The 13,009-nt window shown below is 61.3% G+C and carries 11 protein-coding genes; 10 read left to right on the top strand and 1 reads right to left on the bottom strand.

Features of this window, described 5'->3' with window-relative positions; genetic code table 11:
• Nucleotides 1–5: 5 nt before the first annotated feature.
• The gene (locus CS390_RS17190; protein ID WP_065758575.1) at nt 6–950 is read right to left on the bottom strand and encodes a DUF1853 family protein; all 945 of its coding nucleotides are present in this window, start codon (nt 948–950) and stop codon (nt 6–8) included.
• A gap of 135 nt (nt 951–1,085) precedes the next feature.
• On the opposite strand from CS390_RS17190, the gene CS390_RS17185 reads away from it, so the two are divergent.
• The 10 genes from CS390_RS17185 to CS390_RS17140 all read left to right on the top strand — a co-directional run bounded on the left by CS390_RS17185 (nt 1,086) and on the right by CS390_RS17140 (nt 12,864).
• The gene (locus tag CS390_RS17185) at nt 1,086–1,976 is read left to right on the top strand and encodes an NAD(+) kinase (RefSeq protein WP_065758576.1); all 891 of its coding nucleotides are present in this window, start codon (nt 1,086–1,088) and stop codon (nt 1,974–1,976) included.
• A complete protein-coding gene (locus CS390_RS17180; RefSeq protein ID WP_065758577.1) occupies nt 1,976–2,947 on the top strand; it encodes a metallophosphoesterase in 972 nt (323 codons plus the stop codon). The genes CS390_RS17185 and CS390_RS17180 overlap by 1 nt, the downstream gene beginning before the upstream one ends.
• Nucleotides 2,948–2,952: 5 nt before the next feature.
• Entirely contained in the window at nt 2,953–3,822 is an 870-nt protein-coding gene (locus CS390_RS17175) for a rhomboid family intramembrane serine protease (protein WP_099776747.1), read from the top strand.
• Between the two features lie 14 nt (nt 3,823–3,836).
• The gene (locus CS390_RS17170; RefSeq protein ID WP_065758578.1) at nt 3,837–4,097 is read left to right on the top strand and encodes a YeaC family protein; all 261 of its coding nucleotides are present in this window, start codon (nt 3,837–3,839) and stop codon (nt 4,095–4,097) included.
• Nucleotides 4,094–4,924, top strand: a complete 831-nt coding sequence (locus tag CS390_RS17165) for a DUF2797 domain-containing protein (RefSeq protein WP_065758579.1) — start codon at nt 4,094–4,096, stop codon at nt 4,922–4,924. Before CS390_RS17170 ends, CS390_RS17165 begins: the two co-directional genes overlap by 4 nt.
• A 12-nt stretch (nt 4,925–4,936) precedes the next feature.
• On the top strand, nt 4,937–7,594 hold the full coding sequence (pepN, locus tag CS390_RS17160; RefSeq protein ID WP_099775436.1) for an aminopeptidase N: 2,658 nt from the start codon (nt 4,937–4,939) through the stop codon (nt 7,592–7,594).
• Between the two features lie 293 nt (nt 7,595–7,887).
• Nucleotides 7,888–8,958: a YCF48-related protein gene (locus CS390_RS17155; RefSeq protein ID WP_083199756.1), complete on the top strand. Its 1,071-nt coding sequence runs from the start codon at nt 7,888–7,890 to the stop codon at nt 8,956–8,958.
• On the top strand, nt 8,955–11,354 hold the full coding sequence (locus tag CS390_RS17150) for an RND family transporter (protein ID WP_065758581.1): 2,400 nt from the start codon (nt 8,955–8,957) through the stop codon (nt 11,352–11,354). Before CS390_RS17155 ends, CS390_RS17150 begins: the two co-directional genes overlap by 4 nt.
• Nucleotides 11,355–11,468: 114 nt before the next feature.
• A complete protein-coding gene (locus CS390_RS17145) occupies nt 11,469–11,759 on the top strand; it encodes a DUF5629 family protein (protein ID WP_065758582.1) in 291 nt (96 codons plus the stop codon).
• On the top strand, nt 11,725–12,864 hold the full coding sequence (locus CS390_RS17140; protein WP_065758583.1) for a lactonase family protein: 1,140 nt from the start codon (nt 11,725–11,727) through the stop codon (nt 12,862–12,864). The genes CS390_RS17145 and CS390_RS17140 overlap by 35 nt, the downstream gene beginning before the upstream one ends.
• The last annotated feature ends 145 nt before the right edge of the window (nt 12,865–13,009 follow it).

Below are 13,009 nucleotides of genomic sequence, written 5' to 3'. Positions count from 1 at the left end.
GTGTGTCAGCCGGGCAGATTCGGCCAGGTATCCGCCACCAGAAACACGCGCTCGGCTTCTTCCCAATCGCCGGGCCCGGTTTCCACCAGCCTTACCATGAGTTGCGCAGGGGCCATTGGATCGAGGGCGCTTAGCCAGGCCTGCAGGTGCTCGGCCGTCCAGGTCTGTTCAGTCGGGTAGCGCGCCGGTGCCAGCCAGGCATGGCGCGGCAGGTGTTGCCAGCGGCCGGTCGGGCTCTGCGCAAAGAACGCCGGCCAGTCGCGTTGGTGCAGCCAGCGGCCCTTGAGGTGCTCGGGGTGGGCCCCGTGTGGTGATGCGGCATGACCCGGCCACGGGTAGAGCAGGTAACCGCCCAGCCATAGGTGTGCGTTGAGCTGCGCGATGTCCAGCGCCGCCAAGGCTTCGCGGCTTTCGGCGCGGGCCGAGATGGGAAGCTGGTGCTGGGCCAGATGGGCCAATTTAAGATCAAGGCGGTCATGACAGCCGGGGCCAAGCCACTGCGCCGGATCGCTGCCATCACCTGCCTGTGGTCCCAGGTAGAGTTTGATCGCCAACTCTAGGTGATGTACCCCGTCGCGGTCACGCAGGAGGATATCCAGTTCGCCCAGCGTGTGCCCACCGTCACGGATCGGCAGGTTGGCGGCCAGCAGTTCGATCCCGGGTGCGTGATGCAGGGCAAACTGCCATAGGCGTTCGTAGTACAGGCCCAGTCGCCGGTTGGCGGCCTGTGCCAGCCAAAGCAGCAATGCGCTGCTGTCCTGGTCCAGGCGCTGCAGCCATTGGCTCAGGTGCGCCGGTTGCTGTACCCAGTCACTGCCCTGCAGCGGGTGGCGTTGAGGCCACGGCGTGGCGCTGAGCATGGGCGGGGCCAGGATGACCCAGGCCAGATCACGCACCTGCGCTTGGCGCAGGTGACGGGGCAGGTCGGTCAGGTCATGAAATGGGTTCATTCTGCGAGCATAGCCCTGATGCCCGCTGCAGTGCGAAAAAACGCCAGCGTTTGCCGCTGCACAGCGCTTTCGCCCATAATCGGTGTCTTTCGCCCACTGGCCATTTCACCCGCCGCAGAGCCTTGCAGGAGCCCCATGGAGCATTTTCGCAATATCGGTATCATCGGTCGCCTTGGCAGTTCCCAGGTACTCGATACCATTCGCCGACTGAAAAAATTCCTGTTGGCGCGGCATCTGCACGTCATCCTTGAGGACACCATCGCCGAAGTGCTGCCAGGGCATGGCCTGCAAACTTCGTCGCGCAAGCTGCTTGGCGAAGTCTGCGACATGGTCATCGTGGTCGGTGGCGATGGCAGCCTGCTGGGTGCTGCCCGGGCCTTGGCCCGTCACAACATTCCGGTATTGGGGATCAACCGCGGCAGCCTGGGTTTTCTCACCGATATCCGGCCCGATGAGCTGGAGGTGAAGGTCGCCGAAGTACTTGATGGCCATTACCTGGTGGAAAACCGCTTCCTGCTTCAGGCTGAAGTCCGTCGGCATGGCGAGGCCATTGGCCAGGGCGATGCACTGAACGACGTGGTGCTGCATCCGGGCAAGTCGACACGCATGATCGAGTTCGAGATCTACATCGATGGCCAGTTTGTCTGCAGCCAGAAGGCCGACGGCCTGATCGTGGCCACCCCGACCGGCTCGACCGCTTATGCGCTGTCGGCAGGCGGGCCGATCATGCACCCCAAGCTCGACGCTATCGTCATTGTGCCGATGTACCCGCACACGCTGTCCGGGCGACCGATCGTGGTCGATGGCAACAGCGAGCTGAAGATCGTCGTGTCCAAGGACCTGCAGATTTACCCGCAGGTTTCCTGTGACGGCCAGAACCACTTTACCTGCGCCCCAGGCGACACCATCACGGTGAACAAAAAGCCGCAAAAGCTGCGCTTGATTCATCCGCTGGACCACAATTACTACGAGGTGTGCAGAACCAAGCTCGGCTGGGGCAGCCGTTTGGGCGGTGGAGGCGACTGATGCTCGATCCCGCGCGCAGTTACGATCTGATCGGTGATGTACATGGGTGCGCCCAAACCCTTGAACACCTGTTGGAAACCCTTGGCTACAGACGCCTGGGAGGTGTCTGGCGGCATTCGCAGCGTCAGGCACTGTTTCTGGGCGACATCATTGACCGTGGGCCACGGATCCGCGAGGCGCTGCACCTTGTTCATGACATGGTCGAGGCCGGTCAGGCCCGGTGCATCATGGGCAACCACGAATTCAGCGCGCTGGGCTGGAGCACGCCGGCCTTGCCGGGCAGTGGCAAGACCTATGTGCGTGAACACACCCCACGTCATGCCCACCTGATTGACGCAACACTCACCCAGTTCGCCCAGCATCCTGGTGACTGGCACGATTTCCTCGGTTGGTTCTATGAGCTGCCGTTGTTCCTCGATGCCGGGCGTTTCCGCCTGGTTCACGCCTGTTGGGACGCCAACCTGATCGAGCCGCTGCGCCAGGAGCGTCCGAACGGTTGTATCGACGAGCGTTTTGTCCAGGCGTCGGCGGTGTCCGACAGCTTTGCCTCTGTCGTATGCAATCGCCTGTTGCGGGGTACCGACATGCGCTTGCCGGGCGGCTTGACCCTGACCGGTGGCGATGGCCTGACCCGAGCATTTTTCCGGACCAAGTTCTGGGAAGAAGACCCGCAGACCTACGGCGACATCGTTTTCCAACCCGATGCCTTGCCCGAGCAGGTTGCCAGCACGCCACTGACCCACACGCAGAAAAGTAACCTGCTGCGCTACGGTGAGGACGAGCCTATGCTGTTCGTCGGCCATTACTGGCGCAGCGGCAAGCCCGCGCCGATTCGCCCCAACCTGGCTTGCCTGGACTACAGCGCCGTACTGTACGGCAAGCTGGTGGCCTATCGGCTGGACAATGAAACCCGGCTCGATCCGCACAAGTTCGTCTGGGTCGATGTCGAGCGGCCGGAGGCCAATGCATGAGCGTGGTGAATGTGGTCGAGGTGCTGCGCTTGCCGTTGAGCATCGACCTGAGCGGGTTCATCGGCCTGCTGAGGCGCCTTCAGGTGCCTCACCGGGTCAGTGAGGAGGGCGGCGAGCAGGTGTTATGGGTCAGCGAGCCGCTGGCGGGCGAGGTGCTGGCGTTGTATCAGCGCTTCCCTGAAGGCAATGCTGAGTTGGCCGCCGAGCCGCTACCGAACAGTGAACCGACACGCCCCGGCTTTATCGATCAGCTTCGCGCAAGCAAGGCGACAACGGCGATCTTGCTGCTGTGCCTGGTGGTGGCGGGCTTGACCGGCCTGGGTGACAACCTCTCGACCTTGAGCTGGCTGACGTTTCTCGATTTCACCGTACACGGTGACTACCTGTACTTCACGCCGCTGGCCGAGAGCCTGGCCGCTGGCCAATGGTGGCGCCTGGCAACACCGATGCTGGTGCATTTCGGCCTATTGCACCTGGCCATGAACGGTATGTGGTTTTGGGAGCTGGGCCGCCGTATCGAGTGGCGCCAGGGCGCTTGGGTCATGCTCGGCCTGACGCTGTTGTTTGGCGTGGTGTCCAACGCTGCGCAGTACCTGTTCGGCGGGCCGAGCCTGTTTGGCGGTTTGTCCGGGGTGCTTTACGGCCTGCTGGGGTATATCTGGTTGTACCAGTGGCTCGCGCCCAACCCGCTCTATCGCATGCCGCGCGGGGTGTTGGTCATGATGTTGATCTGGCTGTTGCTGTGCCTGTCCGGCCTTGTCAGTTTGCTCGGCTTCGGCCAGATCGCCAACGCCGCCCATGTCGGTGGGTTATTGGTCGGTTGTCTGAGCGGGCTCTTGGGCGGGGCGCTGGCCCGGCGTAAACTGACGACTTGATTTTGGGAGACGCTATGTCCACTTTTTCGCAAATGATCGAAAACATTACCCCGGAAATCTACGAGAGCCTGAAGCTCGCCGTGGAAATCGGTAAATGGTCCGACGGGCGCAAGCTCACCGCCGAGCAGAAAGAACTGTCGTTGCAGGCCGTCATTGCCTGGGAAATGCAGAACCTGCCGGAAGAGCAGCGCACCGGCTACATGGGCCCGCAGGAATGCGCGTCGAAGTCGGCACCGGTGCCGAACATTCTGTTCAAGTCGGATGCGCTCCATTGATCGAGCTCGGTCGCGGATCCATCAGCAAAATGTCGGCGCGTCTTGAGACGCCCCTGGTTCAGTACGCGTTTCGTCTTGGCGACAGCGAAGTACCGGTCAACCCCTTGTTGGGAACCACCGTGCGCCTCGAGTACCTGGGGGCAATTCACTGCATCCATTGCGGGCGCAAGACCAAGACCAGTTTCAGCCAGGGTTACTGTTACCCCTGCATGAGCAAGCTGGCCCAGTGCGACGTCTGCATCATGGCCCCGGAGAAGTGTCACTACGACCAGGGCACCTGCCGCGAGCCGGCATGGGGCGAACAGTTCTGCATGACGGATCATATCGTCTACCTGGCCAACTCGTCCGGGCTCAAGGTCGGCATCACCCGAGCCAGCCAGTTGCCCACCCGCTGGCTCGATCAGGGCGCCAGCCAGGCGCTGCCGATCATGCGTGTGGCCACGCGGCAACAGTCGGGGTTGGTCGAGGACCTGTTCCGCGCCCATGTACCGGACCGCACCAACTGGCGTGCGTTGCTCAAGGGCGATGCCGAGGCGGTGGACCTGGTCGCTGTGCGCGACCAGCTGTTCGAGCAGTGCGCCGAGGGCCTCCAGGCACTGCACGCACGTTTTGGCCTGCAGGCCATTCAACCGTTGTCAGATGCTCAAACCGTCGACATTCGCTATCCGGTCGAGGCCTATCCGAGCAAGATCGTCAGCTTCAACCTGGACAAGAATCCCCTGGCTGAAGGCACGCTGCTGGGCATCAAGGGCCAGTACCTGATCTTCGACACCGGCGTGATCAATATTCGCAAATACACGGCCTATCAACTCGCCGTGCATCAGTAAAAGGATCGCCACATGCGTACCGAACAGCCGCAAGTGATTTACCTCAAGGACTATCAGGCTCCCGAATACCTGATCGACGAGACCCACCTGACCTTCGAGTTGTTCGAGGACCACACATTGGTCCACGCGCAGTTGGTCATGCGCCGTAACCCGGCGCGGGGCGCTGGCTTGCCACCGTTGGTGCTGGATGGCCAGCAGTTGGAACTGCTGTCGGTACAGCTCGACGACCGCGAACTGAGCGCTACCGAGTATGAGCTGAGCGACAGTCACCTGACACTGCAGCCAACGGCGGCGCTCTTCACCCTCGACACCTCGGTCAAGATCCATCCGGAAAGCAACACCGCGCTGGAAGGCCTGTACAAGTCGAGCGGCATGTTCTGCACCCAATGCGAAGCCGAGGGCTTTCGCAAGATCACCTATTACCTCGACCGTCCGGACGTCATGAGCAAATTCACCACCACGGTGATTGCCGAGCAGCATCGCTACCCGGTGCTGCTGTCCAACGGTAACCCGGTCGGCACCGGGCCTGGCGAAGACGGCCGGCATTGGGCGACCTGGGAAGACCCGTTCATGAAACCGGCCTACCTGTTTGCGCTGGTGGCGGGCGACCTGTGGTGTGTCGAAGACACGTTCACTCGCCAGTCGGGACGTGACGTCACCCTGCGTATCTATGTCGAGCCGGAAAACATCGACAAGTGTCAGCACGCCATGACCAGCCTGAAGAAGTCCATGCGCTGGGATGAAGAGGTCTATGGGCGTGAGTACGACCTGGACATCTTCATGATCGTTGCGGTCAACGACTTCAACATGGGCGCCATGGAAAACAAGGGCCTGAACATCTTCAACTCCAGTTGCGTACTGGCCCGCGCCGAAACCGCCACCGACGCTGCGCACCAGCGTGTCGAGGCGGTGGTCGCCCACGAATACTTCCACAACTGGTCGGGCAACCGCGTGACCTGCCGTGACTGGTTCCAGTTGTCGCTCAAGGAAGGCTTCACGGTGTTCCGTGATGCCGAGTTCTCGGCTGACATGAACTCGCGTACGGTAAAGCGTATCGAAGACGTGGCCTACCTGCGTACCCACCAGTTTGCCGAAGATGCCGGCCCCATGGCTCACGCCGTGCGCCCGGACAGCTTCATCGAAATTTCCAACTTCTACACCCTGACCGTGTACGAGAAGGGCTCGGAAGTGGTGCGCATGGTGCGTACCCTGTTGGGCGTTGAAGGCTTCCGCAAGGGCAGTGACCTGTACTTCGAGCGTCATGACGGCCAGGCGGTCACCTGTGACGACTTCATCAAGGCCATGGAAGATGCCAACGGCGTCGACCTGAGCCAGTTCAAACGCTGGTACAGCCAGGCTGGCACGCCACGCCTGGCGGTCAGCGATGCCTATGACAGCGTCGCGCAGACCTACAGCCTGACCTTCCGGCAGAGTTATCCACAAACCCCGGACAAACAGGAAAAGCAGCCCTTCGTCATTCCTGTAGAGCTGGGCCTGCTTGATGCGCAGGGCAATGACTTGCCACTGCGTCTGCTCGGTGAGGCGGCGGCCGAGGGCACTACCCGCGTACTGTCAGTGACCGAGGCTGAACAAACCTTCACCTTTGTCGATGTGGCGGCCAAGCCACTGCCGTCATTGCTGCGTGGCTTCAGCGCACCGGTCAAGCTGAGCTTCCCCTATGACCGCGACCAATTGATGTTCCTGATGCAGCATGACAGCGACGGCTTCAACCGTTGGGAAGCCGGCCAGCAGTTGTCTGTGCAGATCCTGCAAGAGCTGATCGAACAGCACAAGCAGGGCGCCAAGCTGGTACTCGACCCGCGCCTGGTAACCGCACTGGGCAGCGTCCTGAGCAATGATCAACTGGATCAGGCGATGGTCGCTGAAATGCTTTCGCTGCCCAGCGAGGCCTACCTCACTGAAATCAGTGAAGTGGCGGATGTCGATGCTATCCATGCGGCCCGCGAATTCGCCCGCAAACAACTGTCCGAGCAGTTGTTCGACGCACTGTGGGCCCGTTATCAGGCCAATCGCGCGGTGTCGCGCACCACCGCGTATGTGGCCGAAGCCGAGCATTTTGCCCGTCGCAGCCTGCAGAACATCGTGTTGTCCTACTTGATGCTCAGTGGCAAACCACAGGTGCTGGAAGCGACCCTGGAGCAGTTCGATGCGTGCGACAACATGACGGAGCGTTTGACCGCGCTGGCCGTGTTGGTCAACTCGTCGTTCGAGGCCGAGCGGGCCAAGGCGCTGGAGACGTTCGCCGACCACTTCAAGGACAACCCGTTGGTGATGGACCAGTGGTTCAGCGTCCAGGCGGCCAGCACCTTGCCGGGCGGTTTGGCGCGAGTCAAAGCACTGATGCAGCATCCGGCCTTCACGATGAAGAATCCGAACAAGGTGCGCGCCCTGATTGGTGCGTTTGCCGGGCAGAACCTGGTCAACTTCCATGCGGCAGACGGTTCCGGCTACCGCTTCCTGGCGGACCTGGTGATTGAGCTCAATGCACTCAACCCGCAGATCGCCTCGCGGCAACTGGCACCGCTGACTCGCTGGCGCAAGTACGACGCTGCGCGTCAGGCGCTGATGAAGGGTGAGCTGGAGCGCATTCTTGCCTCCGGCGCGCTGTCCAGTGATGTCTATGAAGTGGTCAGCAAAAGCCTGGCTTGATCGGGTTTTTGACACGCTTGTCGGCGTCTGCTTTCGCTGATGCCGTCGCCGGCAAGTTGGCGCCCACAGGGCTACACAAGGCCCTGTGGGCGCCAACTTGCCAACGATGCAGGCGCCACGCGCCCGCAGCCTCCTTTCCCGCGCTTAACAAAAGATAACGTCTTGTTCGTTGTCAGCCCTTTCTAAACCCCGATAGGATGGTTCTCAGCTATTGCGGGGCTCTGGAACAGGGTTTTTGGCTGTGCCCGCAACTGGATTTGACCCAAATAACAATTAAATCGGGGGAGAGATCTATGGGTGAGCCCGTCATGGCGCGCACCGGGTATGGTGCAGGACAAGGGCGCAGGGGGCCGACCGTGTTGGTTGGCAGCAGCCTTCTGGCGTTGGCCCTGGGCATGTTTGCCAATACTATCGAGGCGGCGCAGGCGCAGGAGTCTGCAGCCTCGGCAACGGTCTACGCCATTGAGTCCGATAAGGCCGCTCGCAGTCTGTTGCTTGACGTCACCAAGGCCGGCGCCCGGCTGGTAGCGGTTGGTGACCGTGGCCACATCCTTTTCTCCGATGACCAGGGGCAGACCTGGACCCAGGCACGGGTGCCCACCCGGCAGATGCTCACTGCGGTTTACTTTGCCGATGCCCGCCATGGCTGGGCGGTAGGCCATGATGCGCAGATCCTCGCCAGCAGTGACGGCGGCGCGACCTGGAGCAAGCAATTCGAAGACCTCAAGCGTGAAGCGCCCTTGCTGGATGTGTGGTTCCAGGACGCGCAGCACGGTTTTGCTGTGGGGGCTTATGGGGCTCTGCTTGAAACCGTTGATGGCGGCGCAGCCTGGCAAGAGGTCAGCGACCGTCTGGATAACGAAGATCAACTGCACCTCAATGGCATCGCGGCGGTGAAGGATGCAGGGCTGTTCATCGTTGGAGAGCAGGGCGTGATGTTCCGCTCAGCCGACGCTGGGCAAACCTGGAACCGGGTGGAAGGGCCCTACCAGGGCTCGTTGTTCGGTGTGGTCGGTACGGCGCAAGCACGCACGCTGCTGGCCTATGGCTTGCGCGGCAACCTGTTCCGCTCCACCGACTTTGGCGACACCTGGCAAACCATTCCCCTGCATGCCGAACGCGGGCAGTTGGAGTTCGGCTTGTCCAGCGCGACGCTTCTGGACGATGGCAGCCTGGTGCTGGTCGGTAATGGCGGTAGCGTCCTGCGCAGCACCGACGATGGTGCAAGCTTCAGTGTCTATAACCGGGCCGATCGTATCGCGCTGGCGGCTGCCAGCGCAGTCACGGATGGCAAGCTGATTCTGGTAGGCCAGGGCGGCGTCCATGTTGCCACGTCATCTGGCGCTGAGAGGGTACAACCATGACCAGTCGGGAATCGTTCGGCACCCACCAGCACCATCACGACAAGGCGTCGGTTCTTGAACGCCTGATTTTCAACAACCGGCCTGCTGTCATCTTCATCTGCCTGGTCGTCAGCCTGTTCCTGTTCTGGCAGGCCACCTTGATCCGCCCCTCGACCAGCTTCGAGAAAATGATCCCGCTTGAGCATCCGTTTATCGAGAAAATGCTTGAGCACCGTAACGACCTGGCCAACCTTGGCAATACGGTGCGTATCTCGGTGGAGGCAGTCGATGGCGATATCTTCGACAAGCACTACATGGAAACCCTGCGTCAGATCCATGATGAGGTGTTCTACATTCCCGGTGTCGATCGTTCTGCGCTCAAGTCGTTGTGGAGCCCGAACGTTCGCTGGACCGAGGTGACCGAAGAAGGTTTTGCCGGTGGCGAGGTCATTCCGAAGACCTACGATGGTTCCGCCGACAGCCTGGATGAACTGCGCAGCAACGTGCTCAAGTCCGGGCAGATAGGCCGTCTGGTGGCCAACAACTTCAAGTCCAGCATTGTCGATGTACCGCTGCTGGAGTCCTACCCCGACCCGCAGGACCAGGGAAAGCAGATCAAGCTGGATTACCAGCAGTTCTCCCATCAGCTGGAAGAGAAGATCCGCGACAAGTTCCAGGCACAGAACCCCAATGTAAAAATCCACATCGTCGGTTTCGCCAAGAAGGTTGGCGACCTGATCGATGGCCTGATGATGGTCGCGATGTTCTTCGGCATCGCCCTGGCCATCACCTGGGTGCTGCTGTACTGGTTTACCTGGTGTATCCGTAGCACCATCGCCGTGCTGATCACCACCCTGGTGGCGGTGGTCTGGCAGTTGGGCTTGATGCACGCAGTGGGCTTTGGCCTGGATCCGTACTCGATGCTGGTGCCGTTTCTGATCTTCGCCATCGGCATTTCCCATGGGGTGCAGAAGATCAACGGTATCGCCTTGCAGTCCAGCGATGCCGACAATGCCCTGACCGCTGCACGGCGAACCTTCCGCCAACTGTTCTTGCCGGGGATGATTGCCATCCTGGCCGACGCGGTGGGCTTCATCACCCTGCTGATCATCGATATCGGGGTGATCCGCGAGTTGGCCATTGGCGCCTCCATCGGTGTGGCGGTGATCGTCTTTACCAACCTGATCCTGCTGCCGGTGGCGATCTCCTATGTCGGCATCAGCAAGAAGGCTATCGAGCGCAGCAAGCGCGATGCCACGCGTGAGCACCCGTTCTGGCGGCTGCTGTCCGGCTTTGCCAGTGCCAAGGTTGCGCCTGTGTCAGTGGTGCTGGCGCTGTTCGCGTTCGGTGGTGGCCTCTGGTACAGCCAGAACCTGAAGATCGGTGATCTCGACCAGGGAGCGCCTGAACTACGTCCTGACTCGCGCTATAACCTGGACAACCGTTTCATCATCAGTAACTACTCGACCAGCTCGGATGTGCTGGTGATCATGGTCAAGACGCCATCCGAAGGCTGCTCGGTCTATTCGACCATGGCGCCGGTCGATGAGTTGATGTGGACCATGGAAAACACCCCGGGCGTGCAATCGGCGATTTCACTGGTAACGGTGTCCAAGCAGGTCATCAAGGGCATGAACGAGGGCAACCTGAAATGGGAGACCTTGTCGCGTAACCCGGATGTGCTGAACAGTTCGATCTCCCGTGCCGATGGCTTGTACAACAGCGACTGTTCGCTGGCCCCGGTGCTGGTGTTCCTCAACGATCACAAGGCCGAGACCCTTGATCGCGTGATCAAGGCGGCCCAGACCTTCGCCGATGAACACAACAAGGACGGCCTGGAGTTCCTGCTGGCAGCGGGTAATGCCGGGATCGAGGCCGCGACCAACGACGTGATCAAGTCGGCCGAGCTGACCATCCTGATCCTGGTGTACATCTGTGTGGCCGTGATGTGCATGATCACCTTCCGCTCGTTTGCCGCGACCTTGTGCATCGTGCTGCCGCTGGTGCTGACTTCGGTGCTGGGTAATGCGCTGATGGCCTTCATGGGCATCGGTGTGAAGGTGGCGACCCTGCCTGTGGTGGCGCTGGGGGTGGGTATCGGTGTGGACTACGGCATTTACATCTACAGTCGCCTGGAGAGTTTCCTGCGCGCCGGGCTGCCGCTGCAGGAGGCCTACTATCAAACCCTCAAGTCCACCGGCAAGGCGGTGCTGTTCACCGGTTTGTGCCTGGCCATTGGCGTTGCGACCTGGATCTTCTCGGCAATCAAGTTCCAGGCTGACATGGGCTTGATGCTGACCTTCATGTTGCTCTGGAACATGTTCGGCGCATTGTGGTTGTTGCCGGCACTGGCACGTTTCCTGATCAAGCCGGAGAAACTGGTGGGCAAGGAGGGTGGGTCGATTTTCGCCCATTGATCGCCTCGGTTGAGCGCATCGCCGGCAACGCCGGCCCCTACGGGGGCTGGGGTGCCGGCGATGTTGTTTGCATTGGAGTATCATTGTGCTTTTCCGCACGATGATACCTCTCTCATGACGACCCTTTCCCACGCCCTGCAAGCCAGCGACATGCTGTTGATCGACGGCCTGCATGCCTTTGATTTCACCTTCGATGAGACCGGTCTGCAGGTTGAATGCATGGATGGCCGTGCACTCAAACGCTGGCAGTTCAGCATTGAGCAGATCAATGCAGCCCGCGCGGACAGCGGCGACTGGTTGATCGCGGCCGACGGTGTCGAGCACCGTCTGGTGTGCATGAGTGCCTTGCGCGCCTCGGAAGAGGATGACGATGAAACGTCTGCTGACGTGTCTATTGATCAATAGTGCTGTTGCCATGACGGCTACGGCGCAAGGCCACGAACTGCTGGTCGGCAGCTACACCCAGGGCAGCAGCGAGGGGATCTATCGCTACCGCTTTGACAGCCAGAGCGGGCAGATCGAGCCAGAGCCGCTGCAGGTGGTGCAGAGTGTCAACCCGTCCTGGCTGGTCGTGTCCAGTGACCGTCGCCTGTTGTTTGCGGTCAACGAGAACGGCGCCGGGCATGGCCAGGTCAGCAGCTTTGCGCTTGCCCCCGGCAGCGGTGCGATAAGCCCGCTGAGCCGGCTCGACAGCCTGGGTGACGAGCCGACCCACGCCAGCCTCAGTAATGACGGCCGCTACCTGTTCGTTGCCAACTATGCGGTGCAGCCAACCCCGGGCGGGAGCCTGTCGGTGCTGCCCGTGGCGGCAGACGGGCGCTTGTTGCCGGTGGTGCAGCAAGAACGCCATCCGCCCAGCTACGTCAACCCGGAGCGCCAGTCCGGCTCCCATGTGCATGCGGCGGTGTCGTCGCCGGATGGGCGCTACCTGTATGCCTGCGATCTGGGCGCCGACAAGGTGTTCATCTATCGCTACGACAGCGCCAACCCCGAGCGCCCCTTGAGCCCGGCCCGCCCTGCGGCGGTCAACCTGCCGCCGGGCAGTGGGCCACGCCATCTGGTGTTCGCAGCCACTGGCAAACAGGCTTACCTGACCCTGGAGATGAGTGCTGAAGTGGTGGTGTTCGATGTACAGGATGGCGTACTCATCGAGCGTCAACGGCTGCCCTTGAGCGACTCTCAGGCGCCGACCAGCAAAGCGGCGGGGGCCTTGCACCTCTCGCCGGACGGGCGCTTCCTGTACGTGAGTAATCGCGGTACCGCCAACCAGCTGTTGGTGTTCGCAATCGACTCGGCCCTGGGGACGCTGACGCCGCTGCAACGGCGCTCGGTGGAAGGTGATCATCCTCGCGAGTTCAGCCTCGACCCGAGCGGTGGCTATGTGCTGGTTGCCAACCAGAAGAGCAACCAGATCGTGGTCATCCAGCGCGACCGACACACCGGCCTGCTGGGCAAGACTGTGCAGAAGCTTGCCCAGGATGCGCCTTCGGACCTGAAGTTCGTCAATTGACCATCGCGGGCAAGCCCGCTCCCACAGGTGAACTGCCCCCAAGAAGTTGGACACAAATCCAACCCTTGGTGGGCAGTCCAAGTTGTAGGAGCAGGTCTTGCCTGCGATGCGGGCGCCGCGCACCTGCTGATACACCACGGCCCCC

It is taken from the genome of Pseudomonas sp. HLS-6 (assembly GCF_002753995.1).
Lineage (GTDB): Bacteria > Pseudomonadota > Gammaproteobacteria > Pseudomonadales > Pseudomonadaceae > Aquipseudomonas > Aquipseudomonas defluvii.
Note: the sequence above shows the minus strand (reverse complement) of the source record. Positions and strands in the feature narration are given on the sequence as shown.

Bases quoted from the DNA above. Each gene is read 5' to 3' on its own strand.
- CS390_RS17190 (WP_065758575.1), bottom strand. From the start codon at position 950: ATGAACCCATTTCATGACCTGACCGACCTGCCCCGTCACCTGCGCCAA.
- CS390_RS17185 (WP_065758576.1), top strand. From the start codon at position 1,086: ATGGAGCATTTTCGCAATATCGGTATCATCGGTCGCCTTGGCAGTTCC.
- CS390_RS17180 (WP_065758577.1), top strand. From the start codon at position 1,976: ATGCTCGATCCCGCGCGCAGTTACGATCTGATCGGTGATGTACATGGG.
- CS390_RS17170 (WP_065758578.1), top strand. From the start codon at position 3,837: ATGTCCACTTTTTCGCAAATGATCGAAAACATTACCCCGGAAATCTAC.
- pepN (WP_099775436.1), top strand. From the start codon at position 4,937: ATGCGTACCGAACAGCCGCAAGTGATTTACCTCAAGGACTATCAGGCT.
- CS390_RS17155 (WP_083199756.1), top strand. From the start codon at position 7,888: ATGGGTGAGCCCGTCATGGCGCGCACCGGGTATGGTGCAGGACAAGGG.
- CS390_RS17150 (WP_065758581.1), top strand. From the start codon at position 8,955: ATGACCAGTCGGGAATCGTTCGGCACCCACCAGCACCATCACGACAAG.
- CS390_RS17145 (WP_065758582.1), top strand. From the start codon at position 11,469: ATGACGACCCTTTCCCACGCCCTGCAAGCCAGCGACATGCTGTTGATC.
- CS390_RS17140 (WP_065758583.1), top strand. From the start codon at position 11,725: ATGAAACGTCTGCTGACGTGTCTATTGATCAATAGTGCTGTTGCCATG.